At 44.5% G+C, this 23,091-nt stretch carries 17 protein-coding genes and 1 pseudogene; 7 read left to right on the forward strand and 11 right to left on the reverse strand.

Annotated features, from left to right (window positions below):
* Positions 1-19: 19 nt before the first annotated feature.
* The 5 genes from AB4493_RS13985 to AB4493_RS14005 form a co-directional block, all read right to left on the reverse strand.
* Positions 20-1,192 (reverse strand): ABC transporter permease, encoded by a 1,173-nt coding sequence (locus AB4493_RS13985; protein ID WP_017059721.1) that lies wholly within the window; start codon positions 1,190-1,192, stop codon positions 20-22.
* Entirely contained in the window at positions 1,189-2,490 is a 1,302-nt protein-coding gene (locus AB4493_RS13990; RefSeq protein WP_372155207.1) for an ABC transporter permease, read from the reverse strand. Before AB4493_RS13990 ends, AB4493_RS13985 begins: the two co-directional genes overlap by 4 nt.
* 7 nt (positions 2,491-2,497) lie before the next feature.
* The gene (locus tag AB4493_RS13995; RefSeq protein ID WP_017070946.1) at positions 2,498-3,472 is read right to left on the reverse strand and encodes an HlyD family secretion protein; all 975 of its coding nucleotides are present in this window, start codon (positions 3,470-3,472) and stop codon (positions 2,498-2,500) included.
* A gap of 3 nt (positions 3,473-3,475) precedes the next feature.
* Positions 3,476-4,915, reverse strand: a complete 1,440-nt coding sequence (locus AB4493_RS14000) for a TolC family protein (protein ID WP_017063805.1) — start codon at positions 4,913-4,915, stop codon at positions 3,476-3,478.
* Positions 4,916-5,130: 215 nt separating this feature from the next.
* Positions 5,131-5,358, reverse strand: coding sequence for a hypothetical protein (locus tag AB4493_RS14005; protein WP_009846577.1), 228 nt, complete (start codon positions 5,356-5,358; stop codon positions 5,131-5,133).
* 617 nt (positions 5,359-5,975) lie between these two features.
* On the opposite strand from AB4493_RS14005, the gene AB4493_RS14010 reads away from it, so the two are divergent.
* From AB4493_RS14010 to gnd, 5 genes are all read left to right on the forward strand, one after another.
* Complete coding sequence (locus tag AB4493_RS14010; RefSeq protein ID WP_032546322.1) at positions 5,976-7,628, forward strand: sensor histidine kinase; 1,653 nt, start codon at positions 5,976-5,978, stop codon at positions 7,626-7,628.
* A gap of 69 nt (positions 7,629-7,697) precedes the next feature.
* A complete protein-coding gene (locus AB4493_RS14015) occupies positions 7,698-8,393 on the forward strand; it encodes a response regulator (RefSeq protein ID WP_065583602.1) in 696 nt (231 codons plus the stop codon).
* Positions 8,394-8,803: 410 nt separating this feature from the next.
* Positions 8,804-10,306 (forward strand): glucose-6-phosphate dehydrogenase, encoded by a 1,503-nt coding sequence (zwf, locus tag AB4493_RS14020; RefSeq protein WP_017059714.1) that lies wholly within the window; start codon positions 8,804-8,806, stop codon positions 10,304-10,306.
* Positions 10,303-11,037, forward strand: coding sequence for a 6-phosphogluconolactonase (gene pgl / locus AB4493_RS14025; protein ID WP_372155235.1), 735 nt, complete (start codon positions 10,303-10,305; stop codon positions 11,035-11,037). Before zwf ends, pgl begins: the two co-directional genes overlap by 4 nt.
* A 28-nt stretch (positions 11,038-11,065) precedes the next feature.
* Positions 11,066-12,514, forward strand: a complete 1,449-nt coding sequence (gene gnd / locus AB4493_RS14030; protein ID WP_017059712.1) for a decarboxylating NADP(+)-dependent phosphogluconate dehydrogenase — start codon at positions 11,066-11,068, stop codon at positions 12,512-12,514.
* A 132-nt stretch (positions 12,515-12,646) separates the two neighbouring features.
* Here the strand turns inward: gnd and AB4493_RS14035 are convergent.
* A pseudogene (locus AB4493_RS14035) lies at positions 12,647-13,807 on the reverse strand (HD-GYP domain-containing protein).
* Positions 13,808-14,235: 428 nt separating this feature from the next.
* Here AB4493_RS14035 and AB4493_RS14040 point away from each other — a divergent pair.
* Positions 14,236-14,649, forward strand: a complete 414-nt coding sequence (locus tag AB4493_RS14040; protein WP_010438513.1) for a VF530 family DNA-binding protein — start codon at positions 14,236-14,238, stop codon at positions 14,647-14,649.
* 117 nt (positions 14,650-14,766) lie between these two features.
* On the opposite strand, the gene AB4493_RS14045 is transcribed toward AB4493_RS14040, so the two are convergent.
* From AB4493_RS14045 to AB4493_RS14065, 5 genes are all read right to left on the reverse strand, one after another.
* Positions 14,767-14,958 (reverse strand): hypothetical protein, encoded by a 192-nt coding sequence (locus AB4493_RS14045; RefSeq protein ID WP_017059711.1) that lies wholly within the window; start codon positions 14,956-14,958, stop codon positions 14,767-14,769.
* Between the two features lie 226 nt (positions 14,959-15,184).
* Positions 15,185-15,943 carry a sulfite exporter TauE/SafE family protein gene (locus tag AB4493_RS14050; RefSeq protein ID WP_372155209.1) on the reverse strand — a complete coding sequence of 253 codons (759 nt, stop codon included), beginning with the start codon at positions 15,941-15,943 and terminating at the stop codon, positions 15,185-15,187.
* Positions 15,944-16,135: 192 nt separating this feature from the next.
* On the reverse strand, positions 16,136-17,656 hold the full coding sequence (locus tag AB4493_RS14055) for a tripartite tricarboxylate transporter permease (RefSeq protein ID WP_012603793.1): 1,521 nt from the start codon (positions 17,654-17,656) through the stop codon (positions 16,136-16,138).
* Between the two features lie 10 nt (positions 17,657-17,666).
* On the reverse strand, positions 17,667-18,167 hold the full coding sequence (locus AB4493_RS14060) for a tripartite tricarboxylate transporter TctB family protein (protein WP_004733594.1): 501 nt from the start codon (positions 18,165-18,167) through the stop codon (positions 17,667-17,669).
* A 245-nt stretch (positions 18,168-18,412) separates the two neighbouring features.
* On the reverse strand, positions 18,413-19,384 hold the full coding sequence (locus AB4493_RS14065; RefSeq protein ID WP_017062289.1) for a tripartite tricarboxylate transporter substrate binding protein: 972 nt from the start codon (positions 19,382-19,384) through the stop codon (positions 18,413-18,415).
* A 499-nt stretch (positions 19,385-19,883) separates the two neighbouring features.
* Here AB4493_RS14065 and AB4493_RS14070 point away from each other — a divergent pair, with 499 nt between their 5' ends.
* Entirely contained in the window at positions 19,884-23,057 is a 3,174-nt protein-coding gene (locus AB4493_RS14070; RefSeq protein WP_372155211.1) for an HD domain-containing phosphohydrolase, read from the forward strand.
* The last annotated feature ends 34 nt before the right edge of the window (positions 23,058-23,091 follow it).

Consider the following 23,091-nt stretch of genomic DNA (forward strand, 5'->3'; position numbering starts at 1 on the left):
TTTCCGCTAGAACATAAAACTAAACGGCTCGATCACTATTGCTATTGCCAACCGTGCTTTTGCTGGATTTGTGGTAGAGCTTAAGTGCCAATAACGAACCCCACAACAAAACTTGTCCCCAGAGTAATGTCCATTGAGATGCCACTTCTTGCCAAGATGCACCCATCTGATTAAGTGCTAAGAAGCCTTGGATAGCCGGTGTGCTTGGGAACAGCTGTGATAATAGAACTAACCATTCGGGCATCATTTCAACTGGCCAGATAAAACCTGAAGAGAAGATCAGTGGCATTGAACTGATTAACACTACAACCGTGACTAGCTCTCTTCGTGGCACTAACTCACCAATAAAAATCCCGATCAAACAACTGGCCAGTAAGAAGGGCAGAAGTAAGGTTAAGATCTGTGTTGTTGAGGCGAGCTGGTTTATCCCATACATCGAAAAGCTAGCGCCGAAATAGTACATCGACAACAGGTAATAAATGCCGACTAAGGTACAACAGCGGGCAAGCATCAGTTTCGCTGGAGAGGTCTTACTCCAGTAGCCAAATGTCGATTGAGCGTTTTGGGTTGCACCCACTAAACCAGAAGCCATGGCTAAGGTTTGTTGCAGGATCAACACAAAGACGGCTGGAACTACGTAATCGATGTATCCCATGCGACTATTAAACGTTGGTTTCAGGTTCAAGCTGAATGCACTGTAGCCTTTGGCTGCCGATTCTAAAGGCACACCTTCGACTAACAAATGGCTGACCTTAACTTGCGCAGCTAACGTACCACCGGCCTTGGCAAGCCCTTCAACAATGGTTCCGTAGACCAAAAAGTAAGAAGCATCACCAGCGTAAGAAAGTGTCGGGCTCTTACCGAGCAACAAGTCTTTATAGAAATCTTCTGGAATGACAAGGAATCCGCCAATCTCTTGGTTAAGCACGGCTTGTTTCGCATCGGCGATGGTGGAGTCTCGACGGACCAATTCGATCTGAGAGGTGGCATCCACCATACGCTCTAATTGATAGCTGCTTTGACTCTTATCCAAGTTCACAACCGAAGCTTTCAGTTGTTGAGGAACTTGGTTCGCGTAAGGCAATGGATACAAGAAGGAATAGAAGACCACACCACCAAATACCGTAAGAAGCACGACAGGGTTGCGCAATACCGCTAAGAGTTCTTGCTTGAGCAGTTGAGTAAAGCTCATCGTTTTACTCCTTGTTGTGCTGATGCTTCTGGCTGTGTTGACGGCGTTGTTTTTGCAGATATAGCTGCTTTTGTAGATGGATCTGCTTGTGCAGTTAGAGTTGATTGCGCCAAGTGTTTCTTAATTAGCAACATTACCACGAAAGCAGGAACTGCATACCACAACATAGAAGAGAGGCTGATCAAAGACTGTGCTGCGCTCACACCATAACTAGACTGCGCCGTTTGTACTTCGATGTAATGACTCACGGGCAATAAGCTTCTCCAAATTTGAGCAGCCGTGTTCATGTCTGTCACTGGAAAGGTAATGCCCATGAACGCGAAACTCGGTGCAGTAAAGGCACCTGCGAAACTCATCGCCCTTGCAGGATCAAGTGTTAAGAAGAAAAACAAACAACCCATGATGATACAACTGATCACTGTCAGTATTTGGGCAATGGTCAATGCTACAAAGCTGCCATTAAATGGCCAGTCTAAGAGAGCATAGAACCAAAAGCTAAACGCGATACCAAACATTAAAAATAAGACAGCATAAGGTATTAATGTTGAGGTTAGCGACTTCATAGGTGCGTTGGATAACCAAGCTTGAAGGCCACGTGCTCTAACGTTCGCCGTCAAAACCAATATCGTGCCCACCACAATCATGATCTGCCACAGTGCAGGAATAACCGCAGACACCAAGAACTGTGCATAACTGGTGTTCTTGTTGAACAGCGGCGTGATCTGGCTTTGTACCGTTACTGCTTGGCCTAATGCGGATTGCACCGTGGTATCACCGTGTGACAGCTGTTTCACGACTTCAAGTTGCGCGTTAAAAGTCCCTTGAGCCTGCAGCAAGGCAGAGTTCACCAGCTTACCGATTAAGATAAATTGGCTGTTATAGAATACAGACACTTGCGGATTCAAGCCGAGCAGAAGGTCTCGGTCGAAGTGCCTTGGTATCACAACATAACCATAGATATCACGTTCGATCATCGCTTTCGCCGCATCACTCGCAGAGCTGTATTTCTGAGTGACTTGCAGCGTTGGTGACGCATCAACAAGGCGTGTGAACTGTTGCGAGATTTGACTGTGCTCAAGGTCGACAACTGCGACCGGTAAGTCACGAGCGATCCCTTGTGAAAAAATCAGCCAGATACTGGCAGCAAGCAGCAAAGGAATCCAAGTTAGGCAAGACAACAACCATTTGTCTTTGCGGACAATCGCCCACTGCCGAAGCAAGGTATTCTTCGCTCTATGATGCTCAGTTGATTGCGAGCCTCTAGATTGCGATCCAGTATATTGAGAGTTAGCAGACATAAGTCACCTAAAGCTCAACCACTAGGCTCATGCCCATACGCAGTGTTTCGCTCGTATCGACAGGGTGTGCTTCTACTTCAAAAGTACGTAAATCGAAGCCTTGTGCTGCGTCTGTTGAGCGCCAAGTTGCGAAATCACCCATTACGGCGATGTGAGTTACTTGGAAAGTTAATGATTTATCCAGAGCCGGTAGGTACGCCTCAAACTGGCTGCCTTTCTCGAAATGCTTAAGCATGTCTTCACGAACATTGAGCACAGCCCAAGCATCCTTGGTGTCGATAACAGTCACAACAGGGAAGCCTTGTGGTGCAAGTTCTCCACTGCTCAATAGAACCTGAGAGACTTCGCCATTAAACCAGCTGTGGATCTGTGTGTCTTTTGCGTAAGCTTCAACTTCCGCTACCGCACCCGCTGCCATTAACGCTTTTTGAGCGGCGGCCACTTTGGTTTCGTCACGCGCACCTTCTTGCGCTAATTGATACATTTGGAATGCAGCGCTTTCGGTGTACTTCGCCGCTTGCCACTGTGTTTTGGCTTCATCACGCTTCTGCTCGGCAACCACACCATCGTTGTAAAGGTTGTTTACACGTTGGTAGGTTTTGTCCATCAGATCGGCAGCTGCTTTGGCTTTCAACCATTGGTCTTTAGCCGCTTGGATCTGTTGAGTACGCGCGCCATTCTCTGCTTCTTGTGCTAATGCACCAGCGGCTTTCTGACCAGCTTTTGCTTGCTCTAGCTTCGCATCAATCTCAGGGCTTAGTAGAGAGAAGATCAATTCGCCTTTTTCAACCGAATCGCCTTTGCGCACGAATATTTCATCAATTCTGCCAGGTACTTTCGATGAGATGCTGTATTGCTGCACATCGATTTGACCTTGAAGCTTAACCGGCTGAGGTTGATAAGCTTGATAGAAACTGTATCCGACCCAGCCAATAACGCCGATACCAACTAAAGATAGAAGAAGGGGCTTAATAGGTTTCATGAATTATCCTTTTGACTGGCTAACGGTGTCTGTTTTTGAGTCGAAATCAGACGGAACAGAGGAGGTTAAGTAACTGGAGTAAGCATTCATTTCGCTGGTTAGCGCTAACAGCTTGTTGAGAGAGATTAGGTATTTGAAGCGAGCAGCAGATTGCTGGGTTTTAATGCTCGCAAGATAAAGCTCGGCATCAACCACTTCTAATGAGTTAGATAACCCTTGTGTGAAGGCTTTTTTACGAAGTAATAGGTTTTCCTGAGCTAAAGACAAGCTCGAGTTTAGGCCTTGAACCTCTTCAATGGCTTGGTTTGCTTCAAGGTAAGTCTTTTGTACCAACACGGTTAAGTCTTGCTTAGCTTGTGACTTAAGGAATTGAACCTGTGATACGGCACTGTGAGCCGCAGCGACTTTGTCGGAACGGCCAGAGGTATCAAGCAGTGGCACATTCACACCAATGCCAACCAACCAATCGGGTTTCATTTCACTGGCTAGAGAGTCATCTTCATACAGGCTGTAATCACCATAAAGGTAAACCTCTGGGTAGTATTTACCTTTCTCGGCTTTAATTAAGCTGCTTGCTTGTTTCTCTTTTGCATCAAGAATCTTAAGGCCGGGGTAGGTCATGAGTGTCTGGTCAATGAACACGTCCATATGAGGCAGGTTCTTATTGATAAACAGTTGTTCAGAGGGTTCTACACTTTCATTTTGACCAAGGATTTGGGTCAACGCCAATTGCGCAATTTTAAGATCGTTCTGAGCTTTCGTGCGCTCTACAATCGCTTTATCTAAAGAAGCATCGGCTTGTAGGCGTTCTACTCGGGCGATTTGTCCTTGCTGTTCAAGCTTGATGGCGAAATCACGATGCTGAGTTAAGCCTGCTTCAACGGCTTGACGCGTTCTCACCACGTCTTCCGCTAAGATCACCGAGAAGTAATACTTACTTAAGTCTTCGTAGCGAGCTTGTTTCTCCATCAACAGTTGGCTTTGCGCTTCTTCGCTTTTACCTTCAGCCGCATTTTGCGCAGCGGTTATTCGACCACCAGTGAAGATAGGCCACACAGCACGAATGGAAGAGCTAAAGATGTCTTGTTCGGTAATCGTTGAGGTAACGCCACCAACTAGAGGGCGCAAAATCGCGGATATAGCAGGGTTTACTCCACTCAAGCTATCTGAAAACTGTTCACCATTAATCGTCACATCACTATCAAGGTGCGTGTAGTTAGCCCCTAAGGTAATAGAAGGAAGATTGAGGCTACTTGTTGAGTTCTGAAGGTGTTGATAACGTTCAACGTTGGCTTGTTGAGCCGCAAGAGAGTTGTTGTTTTCTTGCAATATTTGCCACGCTTCAGAAAAAGTGAGCGGAGCTGCATAGCCTGGCGAAGCCATAGTGCCGAGAAGCATACTGGCGATCGCAAGGTATCGGAATTTTGGTTTGGTCATCTGCATTAAATACCAATTAGAGTATTAACTCTAATGTTAACAGGGCGATAGTCATTTGTCTTGAATAGATTGTCTCATATGAATAGAAATTTTCATAACTCGTTAATCAAGTGTAAATAAGATTGAGTGACGTGAATATCAAAGATAAATGAAACTTAAAAAGCACGCATAAGCGTGCTCTTTAAGTTCAGTATAGAAGTGTTTTTACAAAATGAAGTGGCTTATTTAAAGCTAGGACAATGGTGATCGGCGCGCCATACCAATTGTCTTGAACCTTGCATTGTTTGTAATAAATCTCTCCCTGACATTTGCGGGAATGCTAACAATACCTTGAGATCGAGTGGGGAGGTGCCATCTTTCTCATAGGCTCTTACGTGAGTAAAAGTCGATTGTAAGTGTTTGAACAGCATAGTCTTAGTAAGACAAATTCCAAAGTTATCGCGTTTCATTGCCTTGTTTCCTTTTCAACAATGTTTATACGTTATGTTTGTTATCCTGTTTCTATTGGACGTTGCCACTGATCGATACTTCCTGCTCATCAATGTTTTATTATTGGGTGATGCTTTTATCAGTCACCTCTTCGTTGTCTGGCTAGCCGAGTTTGAAATAGCGATGGATGAATAGGGGAGAATACTTAATCCGTTTGTTCATCATTCGTAACGGCGAGCGTGCAACTTTTAGTTATAGATACGTCCAGCGAGCGAAGGGTTGTTGCTATTTTGTTAATCGAAGTTTCGATTCAAAGCGCGGTCTGAAAATCATGACCTATGGCTTAGCAACAATAAACTTCTTCATATGCAACCATTATAATTGTATTTATTTTAAACAACCTAAAAAACACCTAAAAGCTTAGTGATCTAGCTCAATATTTATTCGTTTATTTTGGTTTTTAAGCTAATCAGTCCTAAAAATGAACGATTAATCGAGATGAACAACGTAAAGGATTATCAATTAACAATCTGCTCAATTATTTAGTTGAGTAGCAGTCACAAATTCACGCCCCTAGAAAGGTCATGCGATTAACTTGGTGTTAACATTGATCGTCTAACACTAGGGACGGTGGAATATGAAATGGAGCAGTATCAGTTTCCGTAAAAGGTTACTGATTATCATGACGGTCACTGGCCTCGTTGAACTTTTGATTCTTGCAGCTGCTGGTTTTTACTACATCAAACAATCTCAAGAACAAGAGATGGGTTTGAAAGCGTTAGGTGTTGCTGAATTTCTATCTGAATCGCCGCTTGTCACCAGCATTATTCAAGAAAATGGAACGTTGGACCCTAATGGCGTTCCCTACGTTTTGTCTGAAGAAACCCAAGTTAAATTTCGTAACCTTACTCAGCTCATTGGCGCGGCGTTCATCGTTGTTGGAGATGATAAAGGTATCCGCCTGATTCACCCTTATGATGACAGGCTCGGTAAACCCATGCGTGGTGGCGATAACCAAAAAGCATTGGTATTGGGCGAGTCTTATGTGTCGACAGCCAAAGGATCGCTGGGTTTTTCAGTTCGTGGTAAATCCGCGGTAAAAGACACCCAAGGTACCGTTATTGGTGTGGTGTCAGTTGGTTACTTATTGGATTCGTTGCAAGATCGAATCGAACCTTACTTAGCCTTTTTGATTGTGATGGCGTTGCTGGTGGTTGCGGTCAACGCTTTGATTTCGAGTTATGTATCTCGCCGTTTTCAACGCGCTATTTTGGGCTTTGAGCCTGAAGAGATAGGCCGGTTGTATGTTGAGCTAGATGTAACCATGAGTACCGTGAAAGAGGGCATTCTGAGCATCGATAAGCACGGCATTTTACGTTCAATTAATAAGAGTGCCTGCGATATTTTATCGATAGACAGGGATAAAGCACTCAATCAACAGCGCCTTTCTGATGTATTGCCAGGCAGTGATTTAGAACAACTGCTATCAACCGGCGACACCGACCACGATGTTGAGTTGTATTTAAACAATAAGCGAATCATTGCTAACCGAAGCCCGATTATAGTGGCAGGTGAGGTGGTCGGGGCGGTATCGAGTTTCCGATTACGAGATGAAATCAACGATTTAACAGACCAGCTCTCACAAACCAAAGAATATGCTGATCTACTGCGTTCACAAACCCACGAGCATCAAAACAAGCTTAACACTATTAGTGGCTTGATTCAGATGGGCGAGTTGGATTCTGTTCAACAATTGATTGGTCAAGAAACCGCTCATTACCAGAGCTTAATTGAGTTCTTAAGAGAGACGGTGAAAGACCCTCTTATTGCAGGCATGCTTTTAGGCAAAACAGAGCGAGCTCGAGAGATTGGGTTAGAGCTTAAAGTGGAAGAGGGATCAAGGCTTGAAGCTCTGCCTAGCTGGTTAAACGCGGATGACGTTGTCACAATTCTTGGCAACCTGATTGATAACGCCTTTGACGCCACCATGACGGCGATTAAGCAAGAGGGTCAAATTGCGCCAGCGCGTCGGGTTATTGAAGTTTCAATCAGTGATTTTGGTAATGAAATTATCGTAGAAGTAGAAGACAAAGGGTGCGGTTTGCCGAAAGAGTTGGCGACCAAAGCACTCACCGAAAAAGGCGTATCGAGCAAAGCGAAGCAAAATCGTGGTGTGGGTTTGTATCTGATAAAGCAGCTGGCAGACCGATATCAAGGGCAGCTTGAAATGGTCGACAACCAAGATTTTGGCACGCGAATGACGGTTTATTTGCCAAAAGAAGAACAATAATAATTAAGCACGAAGCGATCTTGTGAAGATCATCGTGACGGAAAAAACATGGTTAAAGGAAGAACATAAATGAACGCAATCACGAGAGTCATGGTCATTGAAGATGATATTGCGATTGCAGAGCTACACCATCGTTATTTAGAACAGATGGGCGGCTTTGACGTGGTCGGCATTGCCACTACACAGTCTGAAGCGCTGATGCAACTGGACATCTTAAAACCGAATTTGGTGTTATTGGATGTGTATCTGCCGGACGGGTGTGGGCTCGATATTCTTAATCACGTAAGAGGGAGCAATCAAGGCTGCGACGTTATCTTGATTACTGCTGCTCGGGATGTCGATACGCTGCAGCAAGCAATGCGTGGTGGGGTGGTCGATTATCTATTGAAACCAGTAATGTTCCCTCGTTTGGAAGCAGCACTGAAGAAGTATCAGTCACAGTTACAAGAGTTCGAAAGCGTGTCTGATTTGAACCAAGGTTTGGTTGATAAGATGCTGCAAGCCAATGCCAAAGCGGACTCAGGAAAAGTATCAACCTTGCCCAAAGGAATTGATGGCGTAACGTTGGATAAGATCAGAGCCATTTTTCAGCAAGCTGATGCCGTTAATATTACCGCCGATGAAGCCGGAGAACGAATTGGTGCTAGCCGAACCACCGCCAGACGCTATTTAGAATTTTTGATTACCACTGGTGAGTTAGTCGCAGACTTAAATTACGGTACCGTAGGTCGCCCGGAGCGCTGCTACAACAAAGCGCAAAGATAAACACGACACCATCAAAATAAATATAAAGCCAGTTGAATAAGCTGGTTTTACCTTTTTCTCCCCTTCCTATTGCTCACTCCACCGACCAGATACCGTTCTTTCTTGACTACACTGTTTGAGAATGCCGATTTGCTTCACCCGTGGGTTAAATGAACGGAACTATCGATTAGAATTTGTTCGAAATGAGTCAATATTTAATCGATTGCTTTCACAGTGGTTGATGTAAATCAAATAGTCATAGACAATACTGTCCCGAATAGAGGTGATAGCTTTCACCCTCGTTTACCAAACGCATTCTCAAATTTAATAGGCGCTTACTATTGATGTAATAGTTAAGACCTATTATCTATTTTCGTATGTCGCTGATACCTTTGGCGAATACTAAAAACCTTGTTTTTATAGGAAAGATGATGGTAATACCTGAAAACAGCAGCATCGTTATTTTTGGTGCGTCGGGAGATCTAACTTACCGCAAGTTAATTCCTGCTCTATACCACCTGTATGCTAGCAATCAACTACCAGAATCCTTTGCGATTCTTGGAGTGAGCCGTACTGAGTACAGCGATGAGTCTTACCGTGAGAAGCTGAAGAAGTCTCTTCAGGAAATGGAAAAAACTGAACCAGAGACGCTGAATGCATTTATTGAACATCTGCATTACCAAGCGATCAATACTTCAGATGTAGACGACTATGCTCGCTTAGCACAACGTCTAGACAAGCTTGAGCAAGACTACCAATTCGAAAACCATAACACATTGTTCTACTTGGCAACCCCGCCAAGCCTATACGGTGTGATTCCAGCAAACCTTGCTGCGCATGGCCTTAACGATGAATCGAACGGCTGGCGTCGTCTGATCATCGAAAAACCATTTGGTTACGACTTAGCATCAGCTCAAGCGTTGGATGAAGAGATCCATCATCACTTCCAAGAACACCAGATCTACCGTATCGACCATTACCTTGGTAAAGAGACGGTTCAAAACCTTCTAGTGCTTCGTTTCTCAAACGCGATGTTTGAACCACTGTGGAACCGTAACTTCATTGAATACGTTGAAATCACAGGTGCTGAGTTCCTTGGCGTTGAAGAGCGTGGCGGATACTACGACGGTTCTGGCGCAGTTCGCGACATGTTCCAAAACCACCTGCTGCAAGTGCTAGCGATGGTAGGTATGGAGCCGCCTGCACAAATTAACGCTGATTCTATTCGTGATGAAGTGGTTAAAGTGCTTCAGTGTCTGAAACCATTAGAAGAAGATGATCTGCGTAAAGACTTAGTATTAGGTCAGTACACAGCATCAGATGTTCGTGGTCAGCACCTACTAGGTTACCGTGAAGAGCATGGTGTAGCGGATGATTCTCGTACCGAGACTTACATCGGCTTGAAAGCTCACATCAATAACTGGCGTTGGAATGGTGTTCCTTTCTACGTACGTACAGGTAAACGCTTACCAACACGTGTGACTGAAATCGTGATTCACTTTAAGAACACGCCACACCCAGTATTTGGTCAAGATGCACCAGAGAACAAGCTGATTATCCGCATCCAACCGGATGAAGGTATTCAGATGAGCTTTGGTTTGAAAGAGCCAGGCGCAGGCTTCAAAGCAAAAGAAGTGAAAATGAACTTCTCTTACTCTGACTTGCCTGAAACTCAGATGCTGACGGCTTATGAGCGTCTTCTTCTTGATGCACTGAACGGTGATGCGACTCTGTTTGCACGTACCGATGCGGTAGAAGCATGTTGGAAGTACGTTCAACCAATCTTAGACTTCAAGCAAGATCCTCAAGCACTGTTTGGCTATGCTTGTGGTACTTGGGGCCCACAGGAAGCAGATGAACTTCTGCAACGTGATGGCCGCGCATGGCGTTTCCCATGCAAAAACTTAACAGACACGGATTACTGCGAACTATGATCAATCACAAGATCTTTGCAACGCCTGAACTGGTTGTTGAAAACCTAGCAAATGAAATGAAAGCATACAGCGAGCAGGGCAAACCTGTTCACATTTCACTGTCTGGTGGCAGCACGCCAAAAATGCTTTTCAAACTTTTAGCACAGGCGCCATACGCGGAAGGTATTCAATGGAATAACCTTCACTTCTGGTGGGGCGACGAACGTTGCGTTGTACCAGACGACGCTGAAAGCAATTTCGGTGAAGCAAACGCGATCTTATTTTCAAAACTAAAAGAGTTTACTCAAGTAAACCTTCCTGCTGAAAACATCCACCGCATCCGTGGTGAAGATGAACCAAAAGCAGAAGCAGAGCGTTTCGCAAAAGAGATGGCAGACGTAATCCCAACAGAAAACGGCACGCCTGTATTCGATTGGATTCTGCTTGGTGTTGGCGCAGACGGCCACACAGCTTCACTATTCCCAGGTGCAACCAACTACCAAGATGAGAACCTATCTGTATTAGCTTCTCACCCTGAGTCTGGTCAAATCCGTGTTTCTAAAACAGCGAAAGTTTTAGAAGCAGCAAAACGAATCAGCTACCTAGTACTGGGTGCAGGTAAAGTTGAGATCGTTAAAGAAATTCATACAACTCCTGCTTCAGAACTGCCTTACCCGGCAGCGAAAATCCAGTCTAAAACTGGCGAAACAGAGTGGTTCCTAGATTCAAATGCAGCAAGTGCTATCGCATAAGTGCGAATAGCCGCAAGGAGATAAAATAATGAAAGGTGATATCGGTGTAATTGGCCTAGCAGTAATGGGTCAGAACCTTATCCTAAACATGAACGACCACGGCTTCAAAGTTGTGGCTCATAACCGTACTGCTGCTAAAGTAGACGAGTTCCTAGAAGGCCCAGCTAAAGGTACTAACATTGTTGGTGCTTACTCTCTAGAAGAGCTAGTTGAGAAGCTAGAAGCGCCACGTAAAGTGATGCTTATGGTTCGTGCTGGTGACGTTGTAGACACGTTCATCGAAAATCTAATCCCACTTCTAGACGAAGGCGACATCATCATTGATGGTGGTAACACTAACTACCCAGACACTAACCGTCGAGTAGCGCATTGTCGTGAGAAAGGCATCCACTTCATCGGTACTGGTGTATCTGGTGGTGAAGAAGGTGCTCGTTTCGGTCCTTCAATCATGCCAGGTGGTGCGGCTGAAGCTTGGGAAGCGGTTAAGCCAATCTTCCAAGGTATCTCGGCAAAAACTGACGCTGGTGAGCCTTGCTGTGACTGGGTTGGTAACGACGGTGCTGGTCACTTCGTTAAGATGGTACACAACGGCATCGAATACGGTGACATGCAGCTTATCACTGAAGCATACCAGTTCATGAAAGATGGCCTAGGTATGTCTGCTGACGAGATGCAAGCAGTATTCGCTGACTGGAACAAGACTGAGCTAGACAGCTACCTAGTTGAAATCACTGCTGACATCCTTGGCTACAAAGATGAAGACGGTGAAGCGCTAGTTGAGAAGATCCTAGACACTGCAGGCCAAAAAGGTACGGGTAAGTGGACGGGTATCAACGCACTAGACCTAGGTATCCCACTAACACTGATCTCTGAGTCTGTATTCTCTCGTTGCCTGTCTGCTCTTAAAGACCAACGTGTTGAAGCTGAAGCTTTGTTTGAGAAGACAATCACTCCAGTTGAAGGCGACAAGCAAGAGTGGGTTGATGCACTACGTCAAGCTCTACTGGCTTCTAAGATCATCTCTTACGCTCAAGGTTTCATGCTAATGCGTGAAGCGTCGAACGAAAACGGCTGGGACCTAAACTACGGTAACGTAGCGCTAATGTGGCGTGGTGGTTGTATCATCCGTTCTGCATTCCTAGGCAACATACGTGATGCGTACGAAGCAAACCCAGACATCGCGTTCCTAGGTTCTGACGAGTACTTCAAAAACATCCTACAAGGCAGCCTAGTGGCATGGCGTAAAGTAGCAGCGAAATCTCTAGAGTCTGGTATCCCAATGCCATGTACGATTTCTGCGCTATCTTTCCTAGACGGTTACACAACTGCACGTCTACCAGCGAACCTGCTTCAAGCTCAACGTGACTACTTCGGTGCTCACACTTACGAGCGTACTGACCGTCCACGTGGTGAATTCTTCCACACAAACTGGACTGGTACAGGCGGCGATACTGCTTCTACAACTTACGACGTATAATCGTTAGTTAGAATCAGTTAAGAACCTTGTTGTTCTTATTAGCTGTAAACTAGAAAACAAAAGGATGCCAACTGGCATCCTTTTTTGTTGGTTCTGCAAGAGAGTCACAGACAGCAAATTTAATACAACCCGTTAAGCGAGTGCAGCTTGTGGACTTTGCATATCACTGTATTGCTCTCGTATCGACATGAAGTAATCAAGGTTTTGCTTCAGCGCAGAGACGCACTCTGGATCAAACATCAACCCTGTATGCGCTTCAATGTAGTCCATTACCTTAGATGCTGACCATGCGTGTTTGTAAGCTCGTTTACTCAGTAAAGCATCGAACACATCCGCTAGCGTTACAATTCTTGCCTCCAGTGGAATCGCTTCTCCAACGAGCGCATCTGGCAACCCTGAGCCATCAAACCGTTCATGATGGTGACGTACAATATTCTTGATGAACTGAACTTCTTCGCTACACATTGAGCTGTGGTGGGAAAGGGCAACCACGTCATCAATCATCTCTTCGCCATATATCGTGTGATTGTTCATGATGTTTCTTTCTTCTTCCTAAAAACGCTCAGTACTGAAGAGCACTTTGTCTGGGATTCGGTACTTCCCTATGTCGTGAAACGGGGCATACAAGCGAATGCGGTGAACGAATTGGTGGGTAATCTCATTGTTACTGTGCGAAAGCGTACGTGCGAGCTGTTCGCTGTATTTTCCCATGCGAATCAGATGCTCTTTGGTTTCAGGATCGCGTGCGTGCCCCATGTTTAGGGCGATGGCTAATGAGGACTGAAAATGTCTCTGGCGTTCGAAGAGTTGCACAAACAGGTTCGAAATCGCTTGGGTGAGGTAGGCGATGTCGCTTTGTATTGTCTGCTTAGCAAAAAAGTCAGTGCATGAGGCGTTGATGAAAACGAACCCAAGGTTACTCTCTTGGTAGTGGATTGGAGTGGTGTAGCTACTTTGGTGACCAAGCTCGAGTAGATGAGAGATTTGTTTAGTCGGATTCATCAAAGAGAGGTCATCAACAATTCTTGTTTCCAATGATTCAGCCAGACGACTCAACGCAGAGTTGGGTTTGATCTCCTGTTCGATGTAATGATGCTTGGCGTTTTGGCACAGTGAATCCGATACAAAATAATTCGATGCTTTATTTTCACTGCACAGCACCACGGATAGCCGAGATAATATGGGGTAGTGTTCACGAGCTAGCTGGAAGAGAGCATCGACTATGGCGACGATGTCTTTGTCTTGGGCCGCTGCTCTACTGAAATGGGAGTAGTCAAACATGTGGCAAGCCAACCTTTAATTATAATTATGCCACTGTTTAATCGGGTTTTTTACCGTTTCGATATTCAATAAAACCATAGCACTGTGTTATTAAAATGTAATACTGCGTACTGAAAAACTTTAATATCATCACTAAATATATGGCTTTTGCATACGGTTACCGTAGGTTTTGTTAAGTTAAACCAGTCTCATAATCTTTAAGGGGAAATTTTGTTCACAGAATGTCTTAGTCCGTATAGCGAGCTAAGGTAGGGTGTTAAGTGACCAATTCGAAATTAATTTCAAAGATAAATAGGATAACGAGTATGCTTTATGCCATCATAAAGGCATAAATAAGGGCAATGGATGTAATGCCCAAGTGATTGAGCTAGAAATGGTCAGTGATGACGGTGTTCTAGAGTAAATTCAAGGCCTTTAGTTGCCTTGAAAAAGGTAATGTTATGACTGAAGAAGAAAGAATCGAACTGCAACAAAATAACCCGCTACACGGCTTAAAGCTTGAAACCATGATCACTGAATTAGTGGATCATTATGGTTGGGAAATTTTAGATGCGGCAATGCGTATGAACTGCTTTAACACTAAGCCTACAGTGGCAAGCGCAGTTAAATACCTGAAGAAAACCGAATGGGCTCGTGAGAAGGTTGAAAACTTCTACCTTTACCGTTTCAAGCGCATGCCTAAAGCATCGGACATCGAATACCAGATGCCTCCGCGTTCACGTACATTCCGCCATGGGCTAGAGCCTCGTGAGCCAATGGAACTAACGGTTGAGTCTATCCACGCTTCTCAAGCTAAAGCTGCGTCTGCATTTAAAGAGCGCCGCGGCGGTAACGGTCGTAACTTCCGTCGTTAATAAGAAGGCGTCGTTAGATAAGGCGTCGACGATTAGTACGCCTAATTAGATAAGCGAAAAACACAAAAGGAGCCTATGAGCTCCTTTTTTTAATTCGTTCGATTAAACCGTAATTGGCTAAGCTTCGCGGTTCTTTCTTTGATTCTTCCAAAGATCGGTGACATAAACGATCGCACTGACCAGTAAGAATAGCGCTGACACAGAAAACAGAGCGGGCATTTTTAAGATCCACGCGAATGTGGCAGCAAGAAAAGCGACAAAGCAAATGAGTCGACTTGATGACATGACATGACCGAGTTTAGTGTTCATAACGCCTCCTAATGAAGTCTCACTTTCGACAGGAGAATTATCCTACCTTTGGCAAAATAAAGGCTAAAAAACAGTCTAAATTGTTATCAAATTTGCTAATTGAAGGACTCGTCTCACACATTTTGGCTTGGCTATTTTATAAGTAATAAAATAGCCAAATCGGTATGAGCAGGGTGGAGTCTTTTGGCTTTATCTTTTCAGTTGCAAGTCTTATTAAACCGAACGTCTAATTAGCATAGAAAAAGTAAGCGGTGATCATAAAGCTCGCGATGATCACTGTGGTTCGAACATAGTGTTGAGGGATGCGGCGAGAGATTTTTGCTGAATAATAACCACCAACCAATGTACCCAATAATACAGCCATGCCAGACGGCCAATTAATCGAACCATTTACGATAAAAAACACGATCGCTGCGAGGGAAGCACACGCGGACACGAGCAGTTTGATGCCATTCATCACGTTGATGTTGGTGTAACCAGCCAGCGCCAAATAGCTCAATGTCACAATGCCCAAACCTGCATTAAAATACCCACCGTAGATACAGACAATCAAAAGTAATAAAGCGGAAAAGAATGCGCCTGCGCTAGTGGCGTGCTTATGTTTTGCTGTAGCTTGTTTAAGCCATTTATTGAGCGTGCCGCCAAACGTGAAAAGCAGAGCAGCATACAGCAACAGCCAAGGGACAGATTGAGTGAACAGAGCTTCTGGTGTGTGCAGCAGTAAAAATGCCCCGATACCACCGCCAATCACACATAAAGCTATAGTCAGTTTTAGCTGCTTAGTACCAGATTGAATTTCGTGGCGCAGAGCGTAGGCTCCGCTAATGTATCCAGCACACGAAGCAAAGGTATTGGTCGCGTTGGCTGCTATTGGTGGAACGCCAGCAAATAACAAAGCAGGGAAAGTGATGAAGCTGCCGCCACCCGCAATGGAGTTAAGCACACCGCCAACCACCCCTGATAAGAATAGAATCAACCAATCCATAGTTTTAGAATCCAATACGTTAACTAACTGGTTACCTTACTTGAATTTGTTATGAATATCAGCGCCATGTGTGTTGTAAAGATAGGTTTGTGAGTTTGCTACCATCTTTAACCGCTGGTTTTAATTGAGGCTTTAAATGAAAAAAGGAGCCAATGGCTCCTTTCGTTGAGGTTTAGTTGATTCGATAAAGCTTTACACTTCTACTGGCTTCGCTCTAAAACTCTTAAATAGTTTCACTAGAATCGGGCTAGACAGCACCAATACCGCCAGAATAGTGAAGGTCATCGTAATAGGGCGTTCCCATAAGAAGTTCAACTCACCATCGCTGATCATCAATGCTCGTCTTAAGTTCTCTTCCATCAAGCCGCCCAATATGAAGCCTAACAGTAATGGTGCCAATGGGAAGTTGGCTAGCCTTAATGCTATCGCAGCCATCGCTACCAGTAGCATCACAAATACGTCCATCGTGTTGAATGACACCAAGTACACGCCAGTGATTGAGAAGAAGATAATCATTGGCAGTAGAACCGTTCTAGGTACCGCTAGCAGTTTAGAAATATAAGGGATTAAAGGCAGGTTCAAGATAACCAGTACGATGTTGCCAAAGTACATAGAGATGATGACTGACCAAAATACGTCTGGGTGTTCAACGAACAAGCGAGGACCAGGCTGAATACCGTAGGCAATCAATGCACCAAGCATAATCGCAGTTGTACCAGAGCCCGGAATACCCAGCGTTAGTAGCGGAACGAATGAACCACTTGAAGCGGCGTTGTTTGCTGATTCAGGAGCAACAAGACCACGGATACTGCCTTTACCGAACTCTTTCTGCTTGTCTTTTGGCGCGAGGCTACGCTCCATACCGTAGCTTAGGAATGCCGCAATAGTGGCACCTGCGCCCGGTAGAACACCGGTAAAGAAACCGAGAATAGAAGATCGAATTGAAACTGGTGCCACTTCTTTGAACTCTTCTTTGGTGACCTTCATGCTACCAATATCCGACATCTTTTGGCTTTCTTCCGCGCTGGTGTCTTGCTCTGGTTTTAGAATACCCATCAAGGTTTCACCCAGTGCGAATGTTGCCATCGCTAATAATAGGAAGCTAAAGCCATCCATCAGATCCGTAAGGCCAAAAGTGAACCGTTCAACGCCAACACCTTTGTCGATACCTACAGTTGATAGCATCAAACCAAGAATAGTCATCATCCACGCTTTGATTACCTGACCTGGGCCTGCAAACGCCGCTACAGCGGACAAACCTAATAGCATCAACGCAAAGTAGTCTGAAGACTGGAAGCTCAGTGACACGCTTGCTAGAGCCGGTGCGGCAATCAAAAGCATGATTGCTGAAAGCGTACCGCCTGTGAAAGAAGAGTAAGCCGCGAGAGCAAGTGCTTTACCTGCTTGGCCTTTTTGAGCCATCGGGTAGCCGTCAAACGCGGTTACTACCGTTGAAGAACAACCCGGAGCATTGATTAAGATGGATGACGTCGAGCCACCAAATACAGCGCCGTAGTACACACCAGCCATCAAGATTAAGCCAGAAGAAGGATCTAGGCCGTATGTAATCGGGATCATCAACGCGATTGCTGAAATTGGACCGAGTCCCGGTAGCATTCCAATAAAGGTACCAACAAAACAGCCAACAATTACCATCATGATGTTCATTGGCATCACGGCGGTAGAAAGTCCTTGTAAAATTCCGTCTAACATAATGTTATCCCTACCAAAGAGTGAAGATTAAACCAGGCTCTAGGTAGATATCTAAGCCTTGAGTTAATAAAAGAAAGAACGCGATAACGAAAGGAAACGACGCGCCAAATAAGACAGCTTTGCGGCGCTCACCCAGTAGGTAAAAGCCTGCAAGTAAGAAGAAGCTGGTTGCTAAAACAAAGCCAAGATAAGTCAGTCCAACACCGTACAGAGCCATTAACACCAAGAAGCCAATAAGCAGTTTCCAGTTCAGCGGCGTAGTGTCGCATGTAACTTTTTTATCCGGCTGTCCGGTTATAAGCAGGATCAACGAAAGGCCAATGCCGATAAACGTTAGCAGGATAGGTAAGGTTCTTGCTGTGAAGGGTTCGTACTCGTCACCGGGGAACAAAGGAATCAGCGTGGTTTGGTAGCCATAGCATAAACATGCAAGCATAAAGAGCATGGCTCCGATGCGATCCTTCGAAAGCAAAGATTCCTTACTCAGAAATTTGGTTGGTAAGTCCGACATATCCAACTCCATTTGGGGTGGTATAAAAAGTAAAAAAGCCGTACATGAGCGAGTCAATGAAATGTCTGGGATCACTAACCAAAGGTAAGCGAATTACGGTACTGGTTTATCAGCCACTTGCGTTTACAACGAATCGGCAAGCGTTAGTAATACGTCTACGAATAAACAAAGGAGTTTGAAGTTAACTCATGCACGGCGAAACAAGGAAAGAGTAAGAGGGCACATAGGCCCTCTATGGTTGTTGGTTATTTCAAGAAACCAAGCTCTCGCATTAGGTCGCCCATCTGTTTTTCTTGATCTTCTAGGAAGGCGTAAAAATCTTTGTCAGCTTTGTAGTTGTCGATCCAACCGTTACGGTCACGAACCACTTGCCACTCATCGGTTTTGTACATTTTGCCAAGCGCTACATTCCACTCGTCGATTTTTGCTTGGCTTGTCCCCGGTGCCGCAAAGAAACCACGCCAGTTAGCAAATACTGTCTCGTTGCCGTATTCAGTCAGTGTTGGGATGTTAGGCGCAGCGTCAAGACGCTTTGGAGCCGTCACAGCAAGCACTTTTACTTGGCCAGACTTAGACATCTCTAGTACTTCACCAAGGCCCGTTGAAAGCAGCTGTGTTTCGCCAGAAAGCAGTGCCGCCATCGCTTTACCGCCAGCATCGTAGGCAATGTAACGCACTTTCTTCGCATCAAAACCTTCGCCTTTGAACGCTGCCGCAACCACAAGGTGATCCATGCTGCCACGGGCTGAACCGCCAGCAATTTTCACTTTACGTGGGTTGGTTTCGAACTCTTTAACGACGTCTTCCCAAGTGTCGTACTTAGAATCCGCAGGAGCGACGATTGCGCCGTAATCGGCAATGGTTGCTGCTACCGGAGTTAGGTCACGGAAAGATTGAGGGAAGATACCTGTTAGTGAACGAACAACGATAGGCGTTGAGTTCACCATTAGCGTGTCTTCTTGGCGTTGTGCTGTTTCGATTAGGTGAGCAATCGCTTTACCGCCACCGCCACCAGACAGGTTTTGGAAAGAGACATTTTCTACGATGTCTGATTTCACCAATACATCACCCGTACCACGAGCTGTCATATCCCAACCACCACCAGCGCCGCCAGGGATTAGGAAGTGGATTTTTTCTACGTCAGCAGCAAAAGTGTTGAAAGAAAAGGTTGCTGCGATGATAGAAGCCGCAAGAGTAGGTTTCAGTGCCTTGAACATGGTTCACGTTCCTTATGTAGGGGATCTCTTCAATGGAGAGAAACTTATGTTTTATTTCCAGCTACTAAACAGATGAGTAGGATATTGCTTAGCAGATGAAGCTAAAGTTAACGGTGTGTTAATGAAATGTCTGTAATGCGGCGATATTGAGAATAAAGAACATTGGATTAATATTGTTCATAAAGTTCACGGTAACGTGTTTTTGTCCATTTACTGTTGAATGATATCTGGATTCTAAAATCGTAGTTATTGTCTCAGAATGATTGAATTCATTGACAAAGGTTGGATTTAACTAGCGTTTTCTACTCGAGTGCATTGGTTGTTGGTCTATATTGTTAGATGTGACTACGATAACTATTTCTGCAAAAGAGTCAGGTGTATAGAGGTGTTAGATTTTAGATGTGGAATAATGAGTTACTATAGTTGATATGCAACTTAAGCGGTATTGATTGCGCTAGGCTGTTAACTTTGGAGTTGGCGATTATTCAAGGATGAAATAATGGCATTAAAAAAAATTTCGTTACGCTTTACCGTTGGAACAATGTTCATACTCGCGACTGTGCTAACGGCTGTGGTTGCGGTCTCTCTTCAATACTACTTCAGTAAAAAAATGGCGACGGAGAATACTCTGTCAAAGTTGACGATGGTATCTCATGACCTGAGTGATTATATCGGCGCGATTGACTCTGACGCAGCCAACACCGCGCGTTTACTTGCTACAGTGAAACTATCTATCAGTAACAAAATATCGAAAGAAGAGTCGCGTAGTATTCTTTCTGAAGCCATTAAAGATAACCCTCTCTTTTATAGTATTTACATTGGCTCATCCGATGAAAATTTCTTCCAAATTATTAACCTAGAATCTGCCCCTGTCGTTAGAGAAAAAATAGGAGCACAACAAACGGATCGTTGGGTTGTGGTTGAGATTCAAAATATAGGGCAGGAGCGAGTCCGGACAACGAAATACTTTGACCAAGAGTTTTCCCTCAGAAGCTCAACTACGGAGCAGAGCAACTACTTTCCAACGACCAGGCCTTGGTATGTTGCTGCCAATGTTCTGTCGGTCGAAAAAACTCAGCCATATCTTTTTCAGCATTTACAAATTACCGGACAAACTTATTCTTTAGCGTTTGAGTCGAAAATCGAATCTGAAATTCAACATGTGATTGGTATTGATATTGTGCTGTCTTCTTTGGCTAACAAATTATCAGGTACGGCGCTTGGATTAGCAGAAGATAGTAAGGTTGAGTCTTTCTTATATTCGAAATCGGGTAACATTATTGCGTCTAACCTCAAGGTTAATAATCAGGAATCGGAGTTTGATGTATCAAAACTGATGCTATCATCTGAGCAAAAAGCCTTGGTTAATGATACTCCTCCGCTTTTAGTGTCTAATCAAAATGATTGGGGGCCGATGGACTTTTCAGTGGCGGGAAGACCAGACGGCTATGCGATAGACCTTCTCAAAATGATTGGTGGTATGACTGGGATCAGGTTTGAATTTGTGAATGGTTTTTCTTGGGGAGAGCTTGTTAATAAGTTTCAAGAAGGAACTATAGATGGGCTGCAATCGGTGCAAAATTATAAAAATAATGGCATAAGCGGCCTCTACACCACTCCAATCTATGATTTACCGTTTGCTATCGTGACCAGAGAAGACGCGAAGATTATTACTAATTATGCCGAGCTTGAGGATAAAAAAGTGGCCATTTTATCTGGGTGGTCAATTATTCCTAAGCTAAGGGAAGACTTTCCGAATATTGATTTAGTTGAGTTTGAAAACCTAGAGTCCGCATTTGATTCAATTGAAAGCGGAGAGAACTTTGCATTCTTAGACGCTGAACCCGTACTCTCGTTTGCATTAGATAGGTTTTTCCAACCAGGCCTTGTTGTAAATGGGGCTCTAGAAGATCTAAAACAGAACTACTCAAATCAATTCCATTTGGTGTTGCAGAGCAAGCATAAGCAATTGCTTCCAATTATTGACAAAGCTATCGGCAGGTTAAGTGATGAACAACTTGATACCTTAGCGAAAAAGTGGCTCCATGATACCGGCTTTAATACGAATACGACGGTTCCTTATATTGAACTTTATGATTTGACTAAGGAAGCAACGGTTGAAGGCAGTATGGTAAGGGTAGAGTTGAATGGCGAGATCAAGCATCTCTATTTAAAGAAAATAGACACGGGCGAACACTACTCTGAATATTTTGCGGTATTGATTCCCGAATCTGAAATCTTTAGTACAGTCAATAAACGTCTAGCAACCTCTGTTGGTATAACGATGTTACTGATGAGTTTGACGTTGCCTATTGCTTGGGGTTTTGGTGCACCGATAGTGCGTCCTATTCGTCAATTAGAGGAGGAGACTCATAAGATCAAGATGCGTGATTATGATAGTGTCGAGCTTGTTGACACTCGAATCAAAGAAGTATGGGAGCTGTCTGTGGCAGTGAAAGGCATGGCGGCAGAGATTAAGCAGCATGAACAGACACAAGAGGCGTTTGTGGAGTCGTTTATCAAGCTTATCGCCCAAGCTATCGATGATAAATCTGCTTATACGGCAGGGCACTGTAATCGTGTACCAAAACTCGGCTTGATGTTGGCTGATGCAGTTGAGAAATCACAGTCCGATCATTTCAAAGATTTTGAGTTTAAAAATGATGATGAACGTCGTGAATTCAGAATTGCGGCTTGGCTTCACGATTGTGGCAAGATCACGATACCCGAACACATCGTCGATAAAGGTACGAAGCTAGAAGCGAACTACAACCGAATTCACGAGGTGAGAACTCGATTTGAAGTACTTTGGCGTGATGCGGAAATCACCGCTTTGAGAAAGCAACTTGAAGGTACGCTATCAACGCAGCAAATTGCAGATGAGTTTGCGACAACCAAACAACAGCTACAAGATGACTTTACTTTTATCGCGACATCGAACGTTGGTGGTGAATTCATGAGTGAAGACAAAGTCGCTCGTATTCACGCGATAGCTGAGACGACTTGGACGCGTAACTTTGATGATCAACTTGGTTTATCACCGATAGAGGCGTTGAACCGAGAACCGAGTGCAAGTTTACCTGCGACAGAGCCACTGTTAAGTGATAAACCTGAACATATAGTGAGAAGAGATAGGCCGTTAGAGTTTGACCCGAAACATAAAATCAAAATGGATGTACCTGAGCACTTATATAACCTAGGCGAAGTCTACAATCTGAGTATTGCACGCGGCACGTTGACTGCAGAAGACAGATTCAAGATAAACGAGCACATGCTTGGCACGATTAAGATGCTTGAGAATCTGCCATTCCCGAAAGAGCTAAGCCGTGTTCCTCGCTATGCTTCGACGCATCATGAAACACTCAAAGGTACGGGATATCCAAGGAAGCTGACTGGTGATGACCTTTCAATCCCAGAACGTATTCTGGTGATCTCCGATATTTTTGAGGCGTTAACTGCTGCGGATAGGCCTTATAAGAAGGCGAAGCCAATCAGTGTTGCTGTCGACATCATGTACAAAATGGCGTTGGACGAGCATCTCGATATCGAACTGTTTAGATTGTTCTTAACCAGCGGTACTCACCTGCGTTATGCAGAAGAGTATCTCAAACCGGAACAAATTGATTTCGTTGATATCAACAAATACCTAGAAGTTACTCGTCAGATAGCTTGATTAAAGGTTGGCTTGTTAGAACGGGTTCGATGAA

This window comes from Vibrio sp. 10N.222.55.A1, from assembly GCF_041473835.1.
Taxonomy (GTDB): domain Bacteria; phylum Pseudomonadota; class Gammaproteobacteria; order Enterobacterales; family Vibrionaceae; genus Vibrio; species Vibrio crassostreae_C.